Below are 18,167 nucleotides of genomic sequence, written 5' to 3'. Positions count from 1 at the left end.
TTCGATCACCACAGGCTCGTCCCTACGATCCGCCGCGAGATGAGGTTCGCGGAAAGCACCATCACGAGGCCGATCAGGGCCTGGAACAGGCCGATCGCCGCCGCATAACTGAGGTTGTTCGACACCAGGCCGACCCGGTACAGGTACGTCGAGATGACGTCGGCCGTCTGGTACGTCAAGGGGTTGTAGAGCAGCAGCACTTTCTCGAAGCCGACGTTGAGGAACATCCCGATGTTGAGGATCAGCAGGGTGATCATCGTCGGGCGGATCCCCGGCAGCGTCACGTGCCACGTCTGCCGCCACCGGCCGGCCCCGTCGATCCGCGCCGCCTCGTAGAGGGAGTCGTCGACCGAGGTGAGCGCCGCCAGGTAGAGGATCGTCCCCCACCCGACGGTCTGCCACACCTCGGACCCGACGTAGATGGTGCGGAACCACTCCGGGCGCTGGAGGAAGGGGATCGCCTCGCCGCCGAACGCCCCGATGATCTGGTTGACCGTGCCCTGCAGCGACAGGAGCTGCATGAGCATGCCGACCACGATGACGATGGAGAGGAAGTGCGGCAGGTAGGAGATCGACTGCACGAGCTTCTTGAAGTGCTTCTTGCGCACCTCGTTCAGCGCCAGCGCGAGGACGATCGGGAGCGGGAAGCAGACCACGAGGGTCAGGCCGCCCAGGATCGCCGTGTTCGAGAATACGTGCCAGAACGAGGGGTCGTTGACGAACATCTCGATGTAGCGCAGGCCGACCCATTCGTCGCCGAAGATGCTCCCGCCGGGGCGGAACCTGCGGAACGCGATGACGTTGCCGACCATGGGGCCGTACTTGAAGATCGCGAAGAAGATCAGGGGCAGCAGGGCGAGGCTGTAGAGCTGCCAGTCGCGCCGGAAGGCCTCGCGCCAGGTCTGCCTGCGCTTGCGTCGCCGAGGGGCCGGCTTCGCTGCGGAGGCGCCTGCCGCGGGGCCGTCGGGTGCGGCCACCCCGGTCGCGTCGCGGGTCTCGAGCGTCAGCTCGTTGGGTGTGGGGGGCATGTGTGCTCCTCCCGTCCGCGTCGGGGCGGCCGCCCCGACAGGCGGATCAGGAGTTCTCCTCCTCGAAGCGGGTGCGGGCGGTGTTGATCAGGTCGACGTACTGCTGGAGGCCCTGGGCCTCGAGCTCGGCGACGTAGTCGTCCCATTCAGCGATGTCGCGCTCGCCCATGATGAACCGCAGCGTGTTCGTGTCGACGGTGTCCTTGAGCGGGGTGGCGAGGAGCGACGCCTGCTCGAGCTCCATCTCGTTGAGCGGGGCCGGCGGGTAGGGGTCGCGCGGGGTGCGCGAGGAGAGCACGGAGTCGATGTACTCGACGAAGGTCGGCGTGTTGTACGACTCCTTGAGCGCGCGCGACTCGGTCGAGTCGGCGAAGACGGAGTTGGACCAGCCGAGGTCCTCTTGGATGTCGGTGGGGGCTCCGGGGTTGATGTTGTAGGCGTTGAGGGAGTACTCGGGCTTGAGGGTGATCTTGCCGGAGGCGTCCTTGGTGTAGGTCTGGTCGAGGATGCCCCAGCGGAGCAGTTCGCGGGCTTCGGGGTTGTAGTAGATCCAGTCGAGGAACTGGAGGGTGGCGAGGAAGTGCTCGGACTCGGCGACCTCGGCGTTCAGCATGAAGCCGTTCCAGAAGTTGCGCGGTTCGCACACCATGCCGGCGGGGCCGCCGGGCGGGGCGATCTGGAGGACCTCGTAGTTGCCTTCGCCGACCGTGGCGTTGAGCGCCTGGGCGAACTCGATGGCGGTGCCGCTCGATCCCGATGCGGCGAACACGAGCTCGTTGGCGAACTTCTCGGCGACGCTGCCGCCGCCGCTGCCGTCGTTGGCCGCGGTGAGCGACTCGGTGTCGAGCAGGCCGTCGGCGACGAGGCCGCGGAAGTACTCGACCATCTGCTTGTAGCCCTCGGTGACGGCGGTGTACTCGAGCTTGCCCGAGCCGTCGTCGACCATGCCGTCGCCGAAGCCCCAGCCGGCGCGCGCGCCCCAGGCGTGGGAGGCGTAGTTGAGCAGCGACCACGCTTCGAAGCCGTCGGCGAGGGGCATGGAGTCGGGGTACTCGGCCTTGATCTTGACGAGGGCTTCGCGCATCTCGTCCCAGGTCTGGGGGATGCCGCCGCCGACGGTCTCGAAGACGTCCTTGCGGATGATGAGGGTGAAGACCGGGACCGAGACCTCCTGGAGGCCGGGCAGCATGTAGTACTTGCCGTCGGCCTGCTTGAGGTTGTCGATCATGCCGCCGAGGTCCCACTCCTCCACGTACTTCTGGAAGTGCGGCATGTGCTCGACGTAGTCGCTGATCGGCAGGAGCGCGCCGGAGGAGACGAACGAGTTCTCCTCCCCGGTGTAGACCAGCGGGATGACGGTGGGGGCGTCGCCGGCGCTGATGAGCAGGCTGCGCTTCTCGGTCGCGTCGCTGAAGGGGATGGTCGTGATCTCGAGCTTGACCTTGGTGCGGTTCTCGATCTCGGTGAAGAACTGCCAGGTGTCGGTGATGGGCAGGTCGGGCCATTCCGTCCACAGCAGCGACAGGGTGAAGGGTTCGGTCGCGGTGAACTGCGAGTCGGCGGTGTAGTCCTCCATGGCGCCCTTGGACTGGGCCTCGAGGTCGACCTCGCCGCCGTTGCCGTCGTCGCTGCACGCCGCGAGGGCGAGCGCGCTGGAAGCGGCAATCGAGTAACCGAGGACCCCGCGGCGGGTGGCTCTCATCTGCGGGCGCCTGAACACGTCCGACATGTCTCTCCTCCTTGAGAATTGTCTTTATTGCACCCCGTTCTGCCGCTTTGATGCGCACGATCACACTCGCTGCGGCCGAAACTTTCGGGGATCTTACCGATAGTTTTCAGAGCATAGTTGTGACCGGTAGTGATGTCAATGAATCTCTTGCGCTACGGGACGCGTACGCTGCGCATGCGCTCGGGCCGTCTCTGTGATGAACTCGTACAAAACTGGCGTGCGGGCCGCCCCCGCGGCGGCCCGGTGGACCCGTCCGAGGAGGGGCGGGGATCCTGGACGTCGCCGACCGGGCCGCGCCCCGATCACCGAACCCTGAAGGGACCGTTCATGACCGACATCATCGCCGCACTGGAGCAGCAGGAGGCGGAACTCGTCTTCGACCGGTTCGACCACGCGGACGCGTGGCGGCTCGGCTCCCGGATCACCGCGATGGCCCGGGACGCCGGCCATCCCGTGGGCATCGACATCCGCCGCCCCGGCCTGATCCTGTTCCGCGCGGCCCTGCCGGGGAGCACACCGGACCAGGAGTCGTGGATCGCCCGGAAGTCGGCGGTCGTACTGCGCATCGAAGCGAGCAGCGCGCTCGTCAACGAGCGGCTCAAGGCCAAGGGCGTCGACCCCGCCTCGACCGGCTGGCTCGACGCCGCCGAGTACGCGGTGACCGGCGGGTCGTTCCCGATCCGCGTCCGCGGCGTCGGCGTCGTCGCGGCCGCCACCGCCTCGGGTCTGTCTTCCATGGACGACCACGAGCTGGTGGTCGCGGGCATCCGCGCGCACCTCGAGGAGTCGTGAGCGGAGGCCGCCCGGGGGGCGCCGCCGGGCGCGCCGGCCCGTCCTTCGAGCCGTGACGGGCGCGGGCGGCCGCCAGGCATGGCGCCGTCGAGCGCGGGTATCCCACCGGCCCGATTGGTACGGTCAGAAGAAGGGGTGGAGACGATGCCGACCGGTACTGTCAAATGGTTCGACGCCGACAAGGGGTACGGCTTCATCGAGGACGACGAGGGGAAGGGCGACTACTTCGTGCACTTCACCTCGATCGCCGACACCGGCAGGTTCCGGACCTTGGAGGACGGCCAGCGCGTCCGCTTCGAGGTCACCACGGGCGACCGGGGGAAGCCGGCGGCGACGCAGGTCGAACCCGTGTAGCGGAGCCGCCGAGCGGCTCGGACCGCAGCGCGCCCGCGAGGGGCGGTGACGACAGGGGAGGCAGCACGCCATGAACGCTGACGAGGCGGCGCCGGGCTTCGCCGACCTGGGTCTGGGGCCCGAACTTCTGGGCGTCCTGACCGACCTGGGCTACGAGGAGCCGACGCCGATCCAGCGCGAGGCCATCCCTCCCCTGCTCGCCGGCCGCGACCTGCTCGGCCAGGCGGCGACCGGGACCGGGAAGACGGCCGCGTTCGCGCTGCCGGTGCTCGAGCGCATGCACGCGGACGGGGGCGACCCCGACGCGCTCGTGCTCGTGCCGACCCGCGAGCTGGCCGTCCAGGTGTCGCAGGCGTTCCACCGCTACGGCCGTGAGCTGGGCGTGCGCGTGCTGCCGATCTACGGCGGCCAGCCGATCGGCCGCCAGCTCCAGGTGCTGCGGCGCGGCGTGGACGTGGTCGTCGCGACCCCCGGCCGGGCGCTCGACCACATCGACCGCGGGAGCCTGCGGCTCGAAGGCGTCGCGACCGTGGTGCTCGACGAGGCCGACGAGATGCTCGACATGGGATTCGCCGAGGACATCGAGGCGATCCTGGCGCGGACCCGCGAGGACCGGCAGACGATGCTGTTCTCCGCCACCATGCCCGCGCGGCTGGACCGGATAGCCCGGCGGCAGCTCCGCGACCCGGTCCGGATCGAACTCGGCCGGGAGGCGGCCGCCGCGGAGGAGACGCCGCTGGTGCGGCAGGCCGCCTATGTCGTCGCCCGCGCGCACAAGCCCGACGCGCTGGCGCGGCTGCTGGACGTGGAGTCGCCGGAGGCGGCGATCGTGTTCTGCCGGACGCGGGCGGAGGTTGAGCAGCTCACCGAGACGTTGGCCGGGCGGGGCCACCGGGCCGAGGCGCTGCACGGCGGCATGAGCCAGGACCAGCGCGACCGGGTCATGAAGCGGGTGCGCGGCGGGGGCGCCGACCTGCTCGTCGCCACCGACGTGGCCGCCCGGGGCCTGGACATCGAGCACCTCACCCACGTCGTCAACTACGACGTGCCGTCCGCGCCGGAGGCGTACGTGCACCGCATCGGCCGGGTCGGTCGCGCCGGCCGCGAAGGCGTCGCGATCACGCTCACCGAGCCGCGCGAGCACCGCATGATCAAGGCGATCGAGCGGCTGACGAAGCGGCGCATCCCGGTCGAGCAGGTCCCCACGGTCACCGACCTGCGCGCCCGCCGCCTCGAGATCACCCAGTCCGCGCTGCGCGACGCGCTCGTCGCCGGCGGGTCCGACCGGTTCAGGGTCGTGGTGGAGGCGCTCGCCGACGAGTACGACCTCATGGACGTCGCGCTCGCGGCGGTGAAGCTCGCGCACGAGGCGACCGGCGGCGACGCCGACGAGCGGGAGATCCCGGCGGTCGCCGGCCCGGGCGGGCGGGGGCCGCGCCGCGACGACGACCGCGGCCGTTCCGGTGCCGACGGCGGCGAGACGACGCGGGTGTTCGTCAACCTCGGCCGCGCAGCGGGGGTGCGGCCGCAGGACCTGGTCGGCGCGATCGCGGGGGAATCGCGGCTCAGCGGCCGCGACATCGGGGCGATCGAGATCGCCGACCGGTTCTCGCTGGTGGAGGTGCCGGAGTCCTCGGCCGACGAGGTGATCGAGGCGCTGCGCCAGACCACGATCAAGGGCAGGCGCCCGGGAGCGCGCCGCGAACGCTACCCGGCGCGCCGCGGCTGAGGGCGTGCCGAGGAATACGCCAAGGGGCGCTGACCTGCGGACTTCCGGTGCACCCCAGCAGGTTTGGTGAGGACTGCCCTACCGACATGCAGCGTTTTCCGGCTTAGTGTCGGGTTGTCCCGACTCGCCGAGCAGAAGCAGTGCATCGATGACATCGCAGACCGCCCCTCCCCCGCCCGCCGCGACCGTCCCGGGCCGAAGGCCGCTCACGGTCCGAGTCGCCGCCTGGAGCGCCGCCAACCCGTGGAAGGCCGTCATCGGCTGGATCCTGTTCGTGGCCGTGTGCTTCGGCGCCGGCCAGGCCGCCGGCACCGACAAGACCGCCTTCTCCGACTTCTGGATCGGCGAGGCCGGCTCGGCCGAGGCGATGGCCGTCGACGCCGGCGTCGCCGCCCCCGCGGTCGAGCACCTCCTCATCACGTCCCCCTCCGGCGACCTCGACGGGGCCGCGGCGGCGGCCGCCGACGCGACCGCCCGGATGACCGCGCTGGACGAGGTCGCCGCCGTCAGCGAACCGGTGACCGCCGACGGCGGCGACGCGGTCATGCTCTCGGTGACGATGTCCATGCCCGCGCACGAGGCCGTCGACCACGTCGACGCGCTCCTGGAGACCACCGCTGCGCTCCAGGACTCCCATCCCGAACTGGAGATCGCCCAGACCGGCGGGGAGTCGATGTCCGTGGAACTCGACGAGCAGCTCGGCGCGGGACTGGCCGAAGTGGAGCGGTTCACGCTGCCGATCACGCTCCTCATCCTGTTCGTCGCGTTCGGCTCCCTGCTCCTGGCGGGCGTGCCGCTGGCGCTGGCGGTCAGCTCGATCCTCGCCGCCGTCGGGGTCTACGCCCTCAGCTCGCACTTCTTCCCCGACGCCGGGGGCGCCGTCACCAGCGTCCTGGCCATGATCGGCATGGCCGTGGGCGTGGACTACTCGCTGTTCTACCTCAAACGCGTCCGCGAGGAGCGGCTGCGCGCGGGAGCGGGCGCCGGTCTCGCCACCGCGGTCGAGCTGGCCGCCGAGACCGCCGGACGCACCATCGTCACCTCCGGGATCGCGGTCGTCGTCTCCCTGGCGGGGCTCTACCTGGTCGACGACGTCATCTTCTCCTCCATCGCCACCGCCTGCATCATCGTCGTCGCCATCGCCATGGTCAGCTCGCTGACGATCCTGCCGGCCCTGCTGGCGAAACTCGGGCGGCGCGTCGACGGCGGCAGGCTCCTGCGGCGCAAGGCGGACCGCGAGGACGGGCGACTGTGGACGGCGATGCTGCGGCCCGCGCTGCGGCGTCCGGCCGTCACCGCGGTCGTCGGCCTGGCCGTCGTCTGCGGCCTCGCCGTCCCCGCACTGGCCATGACGACGAGCGTTGAGGGCAAGGAGACGTTCCCCAAGTCGCTGGAGACCATCGCGGCCTACGACGAGCTCGTCGCCGCCTTCCCCGACGCCGGGGTCGCGCACACGGTGGTCGCGCGGGTGGACGCCGCGAACGCCGAGGACCTCGCCGCGGCCGTCGCCGACCTCGAGGCCCGGACGCAGGGGCACGCGCTGTTCGCCGAGACCGACGGGCCGCGCGTGCGGGTGTCGCAGGACGGCACCGCGATCGCGATCGACCTCCCGGTCCCTTACCCCACCAGCGATCCGCGGGCCGCGCAATCGCTCGAGCTGCTGCGCGAGGACTGGGTGCCGGCGACGATCGGCGGCGTCGAGGGCGCCGAGTACGCCGTCTCAGGCGAACCCGCCTACGCCGCCGACTACTCCGACCACCAGTCCTCGCGCCTGCTCCTCGTCGTGGGGTTCGTCCTGCTCGCGACGCTCGTCGTCATGCTCGTCGCCTTCCGGTCGCTCGTCTTCGCGCTCCTGAGCATGGTCCTCAACCTCCTGTCGACCCTGGCCGCCTGGGGCGCACTGGTCCTGGTCTTCCAGTACACGTGGGCCGAGGACCTCCTCGACTTCGACTCGCCGGGGTTCATCGGCTCGCGGACGCCGCTCATGGTCTTCGCGATCCTCTTCGGACTGTCGCTCGACTACCAGTTGTTCGTCATGAGCCGCATCAAGGAGGCGGCCGAGCGCGGCCTCGCGCCCCGGGAGGCGATCCGCCAGGGGATCCTGTCCTCGGCGAGCGTGGTCACCAGCGCCGCCGTGATCATGATGTCGGTGTTCGCGGCGTTCGTCTTCATCGACCGCATCGAGATGAAGCAGCTCGGCTTCGCGCTGGCGCTGGGCGTCCTGCTCGACGCCGTCGTCGTCCGGGTCATGGTGCTGCCCGCCCTCATGGCCGTGGTCGACCGGCTCGGCCGGTGGCCCGCGCGCTGGCGGCCGCTCGCGGCCGCCGGGACTCCCGGCGGCGGGCGGCCTTGACGAGGTCCACGCGATGGAGGGGTGCCTGTCGTCCGCTCCGTTCACTCGCGTGGCACGCAGTCCCGCGAGGGCGGTGACGGCGGCGCCATTCTTCCAGCCCGATGCGGGATCGGCGAGGCGGCATACCGGCGGGACACCGGCAGGAATTCGGCGGCCCTCAGCCGGACGCCCGGCCCGCGCACCGGGATTGAGCACGGCGAACACCGCCCTGGAGAACCGCGGCCTCCAGGATTCGCACGCCGGTTCGCCGGTGTCGCCGCCCTACGATGGCTCCATGTCTGACCGAGGGTTCGACGCGCGCAGCAATCTCCGTCCGCTCCGGCTGCGGGCGATGATGACGCAGGAGGAACTCGCCGCGAAGGCGGGCGTCGGCACCCGCACCGTGCGCGACATCGAGTCGGGGAGGGTGCGGCCGCAGCCGAAGACGCTGCGGCTGCTCGTCAAGGCGCTCGGACTCGGCGACCAGGACCGGACGCTGCTCACCGACGCCGTGGGCGGCGAGGCGGCGGTACCGCGCGAACTCCCGCGGGAGCTCGCCTCGTTCGCCGGGCGGGAGCGGCACCTCGCCGCGGTCCTGGATGCGGTCGACCGCGGGGCGACCGTGGTCGCGGTCCACGGCATGGCCGGCGTCGGGAAGACCACGCTCGCGGTCCAGGCCGCGCACGCGCTGGCGCCGCGGTATCCGGGCGGCCAATTGTTCGTGGACCTCCACGGCTTCACGCACGCCGACGGCCCGAGGCCGAGCATGGAGTCCGTGCTCGCGCGGATCCTGCGGTCGCTGAATGTCGACGAGCCGGACCTGCCGTCTGATGTGGATGAACTGGCCGCTTTGTACCGCAGCGCGCTCGCCGGCCGCCGCGTGCTCCTCGTGCTCGACAACGCCGCGGAAGCCGAGCAGGTGGAGGCGCTGCTGCCGGGAACGGCGGACGGGCTCACGCTGGCGACGAGCCGGCACGACCTGGCATCGGTGCCGGACGCCGTACCGGTGCCGCTGGAGCCGCCGCCGATGCCGGAGGCGGTGGCGATGGTCAACGCCGCCGTCGCGGGCCGGGCCACCGACGCCGAGGCGGCCGCGATCGCCGAGCGGTGCGGGCGGCTGCCGCTGGCGATGAGCCTCGCGACGGCGCGCCTGCGCAGCCGTCCGCTGTGGCGCGTGAAGGACCTCCTCGAGCGGCTGACCGACGAGGACCGGCTGCTCGACGAGCTCGGCACCGGCCACCGCGGCGTCGCGGCGGCGCTGCGCGCCTCCTACCGGGAACTCGATGCGCCCCACCGGCGCCTGCTGCGGCGGTTCAGCCTGGTCCCCGGCGACGACGTCGACGCGTACGCCGCGGCCGCGCTCTGCGGCGTCGACCGCGACCGGGCCTCGGCGATGCTGGAGTCGCTCGTGAACGTCCATCTCGCCGAGACCCGTTCGTCGGGGCGCTACCGGCTGCACGACCTGGTGCGGCTGTTCGCGTCGCAGCTCGCCGCCGCCGAAGAGGACCCGAGCGAGCTCGACGAGGCGTTCGGCCGCCTGCTCGACGTGTACGTGCACTTCGCGTACCAGGCGGCGAGCCGGGCGGTGTCGCCGTACCAGCGGATCTTCGCCGAGGAGCTGAAAGCGCACGACCTCGGGCTGCCCGGCTTCGCCGACCAGGACGACGCCGTCTCGTGGTTCCGGGCCGAACGCGAGAACCTGGCGGCCGTCATCGTCGCGGCGGTGCGTGCGGAACGGCTCGAATCGGCCTGGCACCTGGCGTCCGCCTTCAGCGCGTTCCGCTGGTACGACGGCGACACCGAGCACCAGCTCGCGATCAACCGGACCGCGCTGGAGATGGCCCGCCGGCTCGGCGACGAGCTGAAGCAGGCCCACTCGCTCGGCGACCGCGGGCGGCACTTCTCGGTCGCCGGCAGGAGCGCGGAGGCGATCGACTACCTGAGCTGGGCCGCCGCGCTCAGCCGGAAGCTCGGCGACGTCGCCGCGGCGACGTGGGCGCTCAGGAACCTCGGGATCCTGTACCGGCAGTCCGGGCGGTTCTCGGAGGCGCTCGGCGTCTACCGCTCCGCGCTCGAGATGGCCGAGGCCGCCTCCGACGTCACGGCGATGCTGCACATCCGGTCGAACATGGTCGTCCCGCTGCTGCGCCTCGGGCGCCTCGACGAGGCCGAGCGCCGCCTGGAGGAGTCGAAGGGGCTCCTCGGCCCCGGCGACGAGTACAACGCCAGCCGGATCGAGAACTTCCGCGGGATCTTCGCCCGCGAGAAGGGCGACCCGGCCGCGGCGCTGTCGATCCACACGGACTGCCTCGAACGCTGCCGGCGCAACGGATTCAGGGAGGGGTTCACCCCGGTGCTCATCGAGCTGGGCGAGGACCTGCTGCGACTCGGGCGCGCCCCCGAGGCCGTCGCGTACCTGGAGCAGGCCCTCGAGCACGCCGAGGACATGTCGTACCGGTCGCTCGAGCGCTCGGCCCGGAACGGCCTCGGCCGCGTGCTCACCGCCTCCGGCCGCCCGGAGGAGGCGATCGGGTACCACGAGCAGGCGGCGGCCCTCGCCGAGTCCCAGCAGGACGCCTACGAACTGGCCTGCGCCCACCACGGCCTCGCCGACGCCCACCGGCTCCGGGGCGACCTCGCGGCCGCCCGGACGCACCTGCGGAAGGCGGCCGCCGGGTACGCGGAGTGCGGCGTCCCCGAAGCGGAGGCGATCGAAGGACGGCTCCGCGGAGCACCGTAAGCGGCCCGGCGCGCACCTTCGGCTGCGCGCCTTGGCGACCGATCGGCGCGGCGGCTACTCCCGGAGGTAGTCCTGTGCGTTGTCGAGGTGGACCTGCATCTCCTCCTGCCACGCGAGCATGTCCGTCTCGATCGGCTGGTACGCCTCGACCAGCATCGAAGCCCAGCCCTCCTCGATCGCCAGGCGCAGGCCGCTCTCCTGGCCGCACGCGGCGAAGTCGAGCGCCATCGCTCGCTCGAGCTCGAGCACGCCCGCGAAGTCGCCGGGCACGTCGTCGGGCGGCTCGGGCGACGCGGCGCCCTCCTCATCGCCGAACTCCTCGAAGTAGGCGGGGTCGTACATCGCGCCGAAGTACTCCCACAGCGGCGGGAAGAGGCTCGCGCCGAGCTCCCAGCCCTCGTAGCCGCTCCCGGCCAGGCAGGCGTCGAAGTCCGCGGCCTCGGCGTCGACCAGATCCGCCAGCGCGTCGGCGTCCTCGAACTCTTCGATCGTCGTGATCGGATTCGGCCGGTGGGCGGCGGTGTGCGATCCGCCTTCCTCTTCCGCGGACCCGCCGGACTCGACCGTGTAGGGCTCGCCGTAGATCGTCTCGACCATCTGGAGCCAGCAGCCGCCGGGCGGCGCCCCATGGTCGGGCTCGGGGCCCTTGACCTCGCTGTCCAGGGCCGGTGCGCCCGTGTACGCCTCGATCCATTCGGCCTGGTAGTCCGGGCCCTGGGCGTCCCATTCGCTCGAGTCGGGCTCCCCGGCCGTCTCGGGGAGGTTGAACGCGATGCGCGCCTCCGGGGTCAGGAGCTCCTCGGCGAGGTCCTCGTTGCCGGGGTGGAGGACGAACTGGGTCCACACGCCGAAGCCCCACCGCTCGGCCGCCTCCGGTGTCGGCACGGCCAGGACGGGGGCGTCGACGAGGTAGCCCGAGGCGCCGTAGGCCGCGAAGGCGGTGTCCGCGAAGTATCCCGGATCGTGGACGGTGAAGCCCTGGTCCTCCATGCAGCGCTTGGCGACCCGGTTCTCGATCGCGATCAGTTCGTCCTCCATGGCGCGGCTGTCGTTGACGATCTGGTACAGCCGTTCCGCCTCCGCCACGGCCCCGGGTCCGGGCTCGACGGCCGGCCCCGCATCGTCCGCCGCACCGCCGGTGCAGGCCGCGGCGGCGGCGACCGCTCCGGCCGCGATGACGGCGGCGGGGATCCGGAGCTGCTGGGTTCTCGATCGCACTGGGCGTTCCTCTCGGTGATGCGTGCTCGTTGCGGTTGATACGAGCGCATCTCCCTCGCGGGGTTGCCCGGTGCGCGGTTCGGATCGTTCCCGGTCAGCGGCCGGCGCCGTCGGGTCGCCGGCCCCGGGCGAGGGCGGCGGCCTGCCCGCGGGTCGAGACGCCGAGCTTCGCCAGGATGTTGCGGACGTGGAACTTGACGGTGTGCTCGCTCAGGCGCAGCCGCTGGGCGATCTCGCGGTTGCGCATGCCTTCGGCGAGGCCGGAGAGGACCTCCAGTTCGCGGGCGTGCAGGCCGTCGATCGGCGCCGCCGCCGGGGACTCCTCCAGTTCGAGCGGGAACACCGCGGTGACCGTGGTGCCCCAGCCGGGGACCGCATCGGCTTCGACGCGGCCGCCGACGGCCGCGACCCGCTCCACCGGGCGGCCGGCGATGCCCGGGCCCGGGTCGGTGCCCGGCCCGTCGTCGCGGACGGTGACATACAGGGCCGAATCGCGCAGCCGCCACGACGCGTGGACCCGGCCGACCTCCCGCTGCTCCATCGCGGAGAGCACCAGCGCCTCCGTGAGGTCTTGGACGACCAGGACGAGGTCGCGCGGGAGCAGACGCGTGTCGTCCGGGCCCGACAGCTCGACCGCCGTGTCCGCGTGGCCGATCACCGGGGCGAGGCCGGCGGCCAGCGCCGCGAACGCGTCGTCGGCGGCGTCCGCGGACAACTCGTTGTCCCGCACCGGGGAGGCGCGGAGTTCGAGCAGTGCGTCGACGGCCAGTTCCTCGGCGTTGCGGCGGGCGACCGCGTCGGGGAGCCGGCTCGACCGCAGCACGGACAGCAGCCCGGTCAGGGCGACCGCGTGGGTCTGCTCCATGTCCGCGATGGCCCGCGAGCGCGCGGCCGCGATCGCGAGGTTGCTCTGGAAGTCCGCCGCGGGGATCTCGACGGCCCTGCGGTCGGCGTCGAGGCTGAGCACGTTCCACAAGCGGGCCAGCAGCTCCAGCGCCGCATCGGACGGTGCCGCGGTCGGGACCAGGACCAGCACCACGCCGCCGTCGGTCGAGGCGGTGACCACCAGGGGCCGGACCGCTCCGGCGAGCATCCCCTCCGTGGCCGCGGCCGCGCCGGGGACGGCCCGTTCGGCGAGGCGGGCGAGCTCGGCGGTGGTCGCCAGGTCGGTGATCGCGGTGTCGCCGCTGACCTTGACCGGTTCGCGCGGGCAGTCGGCGGTGCGCATCACCGCGGCGCGGTGCGGCACCAGGTCGGCGATCATGCCGGAGAAGCCCGTCAGCACGCCGCCGCGCGACTCGCTCAGGATCCGCTCGACCGCGTCGAGCACTCGTGAAGGGCGCGTCCATTCCTGGTCCATGGCTGCAACGATAGGCCGCTTCGCGCGCTGTCGCGCTCGCCGTTCGGACGGCGAAGACTGCTCGTTCGATCAGGGGCGGCCCCGTCCGGCCGCTCCGAGACTGGAGACCGCGGCCCGCCGTTGTGGGCCGCTCGAACGAGTCCATAGGAGACATCATGCGTGCAGTGCAGTTCAGCGAGTTCGGTTCCGCCGAGCGGTTGCGGATCGTGGAGGTTCCCGTGCCCGAGCCCGGGCCGGGCCAGGTGCGGGTCGCCGTGCGGGCCGCCGGGGTCAACCCCATCGACTGGAAGATCCGCCGGGGCCTCATGACCCGGATCGCCCCGGTCGAGTTCCCGCACATCCCCGGCATCGAGGTGGCGGGGGTGGTCGACGCGGTCGGCGAGGGGGCGCCGTTCACGCCCGGCGACGAGGTGTTCGGTTGGAGCCGCGGTTCGGGTTCGTACGCGGAGTTCGCGCTGGCGAGCGTGCTCGCGCTGAAGCCGGCCGGCCTGTCGTGGGCCGAGGCGGCGGCGCTGCCGGTGTCCGGGGAGACCGCGGTGCGGGCCTTGAACGCGCTCGATGTCGCCGCCGGCGACACGCTGCTCGTCAACGGCGCCGGCGGGTCGGTCGGGAGCCTGGCCGTGCAGTTCGCGGTGGGCCGCGGAGCCGAGGTCGTCGGCACGGTCGGCGAGGCCGGCGAGGAGTACGTCCGGACGCTCGGCGCGACCCCGGTCCGGTACGGCGACGGGCTGGTCCAGCGGGTCCGCGCCGTCGCGGACCGGGTGGACGCGGTGCTCGACGCGGCCGGGTACGGCATGCTGCCCGACGCGGTCGAGCTGCGCGGCGGGACCGACCGGATCCTCACGATCGCGGATCCGGCCGCGATCGGCCTCGGGATCGCCTTCAGCGGCGAGGGCGACGAGAACGGCGCGGTCCTCGCCGACCTGGCCGACCAGGCGGTCGCCGGGAAGCTCCGGGTGAAGCTCGCCGCGGCCTTCCCGCTCGAGCAGGCCGCGGAGGCCCAGCTCCTCAGCGAGACCGGGCATCCGGGCGGCAAGATCACGCTCGAGGTCGGCGCCTGAGTCCGGCCGGGGGCGGGCGGCCCGTCACGCGGCGGGCCGCCGGCCCTAGAGTGCTGTTGATGATGCGCGTCCTGCTCACCGGCGTCTCAGGCGTCGGCAAGTCCACCATCGTCGCCCGCCTCGCCGAGCTCGGCTACCGGGCCGTCGACACCGATTACGGCGGCTGGTGCGCGCCGGGCCCGGACATCGACCCGCCCGCGCCCGAGGCGCAGCCCGACTGGGTCTGGCACGAGGCCCGGATGCGCCGCCTGCTCGACACCGCCGAAGGCCCGGCCCTCTTCGTCAGCGGCTGCGTGCCGAATCAGTGGAAGTTCTACGACGACTTCGACCAGGTGGTGCTCCTCAGCGCGGCACCGGAAACGGTCCGCCGGCGGCTCCTCACTCGAACCGGGAACCCGTACGGCAAGAGCCCTGGCGAGCTGGCCAAGGCCCTCGCCGACCAGCGCGAGGTCGAGCCGCTCCTGCGATCGGGGGCCGCCTTCGAGATCGACACCGGTCTTCCGGTCGACGAGGTGGTGCGCCGGCTCCTCGACCGGACCGGTCTTCCGGGCGCCGCGGACCGGTAGGGGCTCGCCGACGAGCGCGGGCGGCGAGCGAACCGTCCGCCGTCGAAACCGTAGAGGGTCTCGGTCTCGGCACCCTGGAGCACCATGAACGAGCACCATACGAGGTGGTCGTGGATCTCGGTGATCTGGCCGGGACGCCATACGACGGCCGACAGCGAGAACGCGGCCTCGCAGTAGAGGGTGTGCCTGGTGTAGCCCGCGGCCGATCCGGCGCTCCGCGTGGGTGGGCGGCTGCGAACGCTGCCGGGCCGCGATGGTCGCAGCCTGCGAACGCGCCGGCTTCACGCCGCGGATCGCCTACGAGAGCGACGACATGGTCGTCATCCAGTCGCTGGTGGCCGCCGGCATGGCCGCGGCCGCGCTGCCGGGACTGGCACTCCGGGCGCACCGGCACCCGGGCGTCCACGCGACCGAACTCGAAGGGAGCGCGCGGCGGATCCACGCGGTCACCTACGGCGACCCGCCGGACCCGCCGGGGGTGGCGGCGCTGCTGGAGATCCTGCGGGAGGTCGCGGCGGCGCCCGCCTGAACCCCGCCCGGTCCTCACCGGTCGCGGGGCACCACGAGGCCCGATTCGTAGGCCATGATGACCAGTTGGGCGCGGTCGCGGGCATGGAGCTTGGCCATCGCCCGGTTGACGTGGGTCTTCGCGGTCATCGGGCTGATCGCCATGCGCTCGGCGATCTGCTCGTTCGAGCACCCTTGCGCGACAAGCACCATCGCCTCGTGTTCGCGGCCGGTCAGCGTCCCGAGGCGGGCGCCGGGGTCCGGCGCCGGCGGCTGAGCGATGAAGCGGGCGATGAGCCTGCGCGTGATCGAGGGCGCGAGCAGCGCCTCGCCGCGGGCGGCGACGCGCACCGCGTGCAGAAGGTCCTCGCGCTCGATGTCCTTGACGAGGAACCCGGCCGCTCCGGCGCGCAAGGCGTCGAGCACGTACTCGTCGAAGCCGTAGTTGGTCAGGACGACCACGTGCACGCCGTCCAGCGCGGGGTCGGCGGCGATGCGCCGGGTCGCCTCGATGCCGTCGACCACCGGCATCCGGATGTCGATGAGCGCGACGTCGGGCCGGTGCTCCCTGACCAGCTCGACGCCCCGCGCGCCGTCGCCGGCCTCGGCGACCACCTCGATGTCGTCCTCGAACTCGAGGAGCGCGCGGAACCCGCTGCGCATCAGCGGCTGGTCGTCGACCAGCAGGACCCGGATCACGCGGACCGGTCCACCGGCAGTTCCGCCTCGACCCGGAAGCCGCCTTCGGCGCGCGGTCGCGCGTCGAGCCGGCCGCCCAGCGCGGCCACGCGCTCGCGCATGCCGATGAGGCCCATGCCGGGCGCCGGTCGGTCGCCGGCGGCGGCGTCGCCGTCGTCGTCGATCCGGATGGCGAGGAACTCGGGCCGGTATCCGATGTCGACGGACGCGGTGGCGGCGCGCGCGTGGCGGGCGGTGTTGGTGAGCGCCTCCTGGACGATCCGGTACGCGGTGCGGCCCAGCGCCTCCGGCACCGTGAACCGCTCGCCGCCGATGGACAGCGTCGCGTCCAGGCCCATCGCGCGGGCGTGCTCGACGAGGTCGGGGATGTCGTCGATGCCGCGGGGCGGGCTCGTGCCGTCGTCGCGGAGCGCCTCGAGGGTCGCCCGCAGTTCGCGGCTCGCTTCGCGGCCGGCCGCCTGGATCGCCAGCAGCGGCTCCGGGACGGGCTCGCCCGCCCTGCGGGCGAGATGGACCGCGACCTCCGCCTGTAGCTTGACGACCGCGATCTGGTGCGTGAGCGAGTCGTGGAGTTCGCGGGCGATGTGCAGCCGCTCCTCGTCGGCGCGGTGCCTGGCGGCCTCCTCCCGCGTCCGCTCGGCCTCGTCGGCGCGCCGCTCGGCCTGCCGCAGCGCCTCGCCCGCGGCACCGGCGGCGATGAGCCAGGCGAGCTGCATCGCGTCGCGGCCTTGGGCGAGCGCCGGACCGAGACCGTCCACACCGGACGCGAGTGCGGCGAGCGGCAGGACGGCGACCATCGCCGCGGACGCCGCCACGGCGGCGAGGCGGCGGCCCTCCCGGAACGCGGCGTAGACCGCGAACAGGAAGGCGACCGCGGCGACGTCGAACCCCAGCGCCTGGTACCCCGCCGCGCACAGGCCGGTGGCGGCCAGGACGTGCACCGGGAACCGCCTGGCGGCGTACAGGACCAGGCCGCCGGCCGCCAGCAGCGCGTACGCGGCGGCACCGAGGCCGGTCGCGGCGTACCCGCCGGTCCACGCGGTCGCCGGCGGCAGCACCGCCACCGCGACCGGGATCGCCCAGTCCCGCGCACTGGTCCGGAGAACGGACCTCCCCATGCCCATGCCGCGAACTCTAACGAGCCGGCGGGCGCGGCGACACCGCCGCACGGCCGACAGCCGGTCTACCGCGGACGCAGTAGTCCCGGGCCCGACTGCCACCGGTGCGGCAGGCGCCCGCGGCGCCCGCGGCAGCGGAAAGAGCCGCCCCAGGACGGATGCCCCGCAACGGATCGAAGGCGACGATCGAAGGGATCCGAACGCCGGATCAGCGACTCATGAAGGAGACCGCCATGTTCCGAACCCGGGCTTCCAAGGCCGCGATCACGCTCCCGCTCGTCCTCGTCGGCGCCGCGGTCGTCCTGGCCCTGACGGCCGCACCCGCCGCGGCCGGGAACGCGGTCGCCGCCGGAGGCTACGACATCCAGGACCGGGGACCCTCGATCGCGGCCGACCTCGTGGCGCTGGTGAGCGTCGGCGCGGGCGTCCTGGCGATGACCCGCGGCAGAAGCGGGCGCGGCGGCGGCCGCGTCGCCGCCGCGGTCGCGATCGCCGCGGGCGTGATCGGCATCGGCATCGCCGCGGTGGCGCTGGCCGTCGCCGACGGCGGTCCCGGGACCGGCAACGGCGTGGTCGGGTCCGGCCTCGCGATCGTGCTCGGCCTGGTCGGCCTCTCGCTCGGCCTGGCGGCGAACCGCACGCGGCGCGCTGCACGTGCCGGGGACGCCGACTGACACGGGCGGCGGCACCGCGGGCGGCGGCGGTCCCACTGCGATGCCGTGTTGCCGATCCAAGTCAGATATTGACGCGTCTCGATCTCCTATGTAGGGTGGATGGCAACCGGTTGCACATCCGGAACGCACATCGTGTCAGCGGAAGGCGCCGAGACCGCCTCGGCGACGGGGCGAGCACCGGACCCCCGGCCCCCTCGCAGCATGCCGGCCGACGTCGCGACCGGCGCGAGCCGCGCGGGCACGGATTCCGGACCGTCCCT

The 18,167-nt window shown here is 72.7% G+C and carries 15 protein-coding genes; 9 read left to right on the top strand and 6 right to left on the bottom strand.

Annotated elements, in window-relative coordinates; all coding sequences use genetic code 11:
- Positions 1 to 5: 5 nt before the first annotated feature.
- Together GFD30_RS08600 and GFD30_RS08595 are read right to left on the bottom strand one after the other, a co-directional pair.
- Positions 6 to 1,028 carry an ABC transporter permease gene (locus GFD30_RS08600; RefSeq protein ID WP_153024765.1) on the bottom strand — a complete coding sequence of 341 codons (1,023 nt, stop codon included), beginning with the start codon at positions 1,026 to 1,028 and terminating at the stop codon, positions 6 to 8.
- Between the two features lie 46 nt (positions 1,029 to 1,074).
- A complete protein-coding gene (locus tag GFD30_RS08595) occupies positions 1,075 to 2,757 on the bottom strand; it encodes an ABC transporter substrate-binding protein (protein WP_227995961.1) in 1,683 nt (560 codons plus the stop codon).
- Positions 2,758 to 3,084: 327 nt separating this feature from the next.
- Between GFD30_RS08595 and GFD30_RS08590 the strand changes: the two genes are divergently transcribed.
- From GFD30_RS08590 to GFD30_RS08570, 5 genes are all read left to right on the top strand, one after another.
- Positions 3,085 to 3,549 (top strand): heme-degrading domain-containing protein, encoded by a 465-nt coding sequence (locus tag GFD30_RS08590; RefSeq protein WP_153024764.1) that lies wholly within the window; start codon positions 3,085 to 3,087, stop codon positions 3,547 to 3,549.
- A 144-nt stretch (positions 3,550 to 3,693) separates the two neighbouring features.
- Entirely contained in the window at positions 3,694 to 3,903 is a 210-nt protein-coding gene (locus GFD30_RS08585) for a cold-shock protein (RefSeq protein ID WP_153024763.1), read from the top strand.
- Between the two features lie 70 nt (positions 3,904 to 3,973).
- Complete coding sequence (locus GFD30_RS08580; RefSeq protein ID WP_153024762.1) at positions 3,974 to 5,632, top strand: DEAD/DEAH box helicase; 1,659 nt, start codon at positions 3,974 to 3,976, stop codon at positions 5,630 to 5,632.
- A 148-nt stretch (positions 5,633 to 5,780) separates the two neighbouring features.
- Positions 5,781 to 7,985, top strand: coding sequence for an MMPL family transporter (locus GFD30_RS08575; RefSeq protein WP_153024761.1), 2,205 nt, complete (start codon positions 5,781 to 5,783; stop codon positions 7,983 to 7,985).
- Positions 7,986 to 8,259: 274 nt separating this feature from the next.
- Positions 8,260 to 10,704 (top strand): ATP-binding protein, encoded by a 2,445-nt coding sequence (locus GFD30_RS08570; protein WP_194201897.1) that lies wholly within the window; start codon positions 8,260 to 8,262, stop codon positions 10,702 to 10,704.
- Between the two features lie 54 nt (positions 10,705 to 10,758).
- Here GFD30_RS08570 and GFD30_RS08565 read toward each other — a convergent pair whose 3' ends face one another.
- The gene (locus tag GFD30_RS08565) at positions 10,759 to 11,922 is read right to left on the bottom strand and encodes a hypothetical protein (RefSeq protein WP_153024759.1); all 1,164 of its coding nucleotides are present in this window, start codon (positions 11,920 to 11,922) and stop codon (positions 10,759 to 10,761) included.
- Positions 11,923 to 12,016: 94 nt separating this feature from the next.
- Positions 12,017 to 13,282: a helix-turn-helix transcriptional regulator gene (locus GFD30_RS08560; RefSeq protein WP_153024758.1), complete on the bottom strand. Its 1,266-nt coding sequence runs from the start codon at positions 13,280 to 13,282 to the stop codon at positions 12,017 to 12,019.
- A 155-nt stretch (positions 13,283 to 13,437) separates the two neighbouring features.
- Between GFD30_RS08560 and GFD30_RS08555 the strand changes: the two genes are divergently transcribed.
- The 3 genes from GFD30_RS08555 (at position 13,438) to GFD30_RS08540 (ending at position 15,438) form a co-directional block, all read left to right on the top strand.
- Positions 13,438 to 14,343, top strand: a complete 906-nt coding sequence (locus GFD30_RS08555; protein ID WP_153024757.1) for an NADP-dependent oxidoreductase — start codon at positions 13,438 to 13,440, stop codon at positions 14,341 to 14,343.
- Between the two features lie 59 nt (positions 14,344 to 14,402).
- On the top strand, positions 14,403 to 14,909 hold the full coding sequence (locus tag GFD30_RS08550; protein ID WP_194201896.1) for an AAA family ATPase: 507 nt from the start codon (positions 14,403 to 14,405) through the stop codon (positions 14,907 to 14,909).
- Between the two features lie 253 nt (positions 14,910 to 15,162).
- Positions 15,163 to 15,438, top strand: coding sequence for a LysR substrate-binding domain-containing protein (locus GFD30_RS08540; RefSeq protein ID WP_227995960.1), 276 nt, complete (start codon positions 15,163 to 15,165; stop codon positions 15,436 to 15,438).
- A gap of 14 nt (positions 15,439 to 15,452) precedes the next feature.
- Here GFD30_RS08540 and GFD30_RS08535 read toward each other — a convergent pair whose 3' ends face one another.
- Complete coding sequence (locus GFD30_RS08535; RefSeq protein ID WP_322633076.1) at positions 15,453 to 16,115, bottom strand: response regulator transcription factor; 663 nt, start codon at positions 16,113 to 16,115, stop codon at positions 15,453 to 15,455.
- A complete protein-coding gene (locus GFD30_RS08530) occupies positions 16,112 to 17,239 on the bottom strand; it encodes a sensor histidine kinase (RefSeq protein ID WP_153024756.1) in 1,128 nt (375 codons plus the stop codon). Before GFD30_RS08530 ends, GFD30_RS08535 begins: the two co-directional genes overlap by 4 nt.
- Before the next feature lie 227 nt (positions 17,240 to 17,466).
- On the opposite strand from GFD30_RS08530, the gene GFD30_RS08525 reads away from it, so the two are divergent.
- Positions 17,467 to 17,907 (top strand): DUF6223 family protein, encoded by a 441-nt coding sequence (locus GFD30_RS08525; protein ID WP_153024755.1) that lies wholly within the window; start codon positions 17,467 to 17,469, stop codon positions 17,905 to 17,907.
- Positions 17,908 to 18,167: the final 260 nt, after the last annotated feature.

The organism is Glycomyces albidus, assembly GCF_009451885.1.
Taxonomy (GTDB): domain Bacteria; phylum Actinomycetota; class Actinomycetes; order Mycobacteriales; family Micromonosporaceae; genus Glycomyces; species Glycomyces albidus.
Note: the sequence above shows the minus strand (reverse complement) of the source record. Positions and strands in the feature narration are given on the sequence as shown.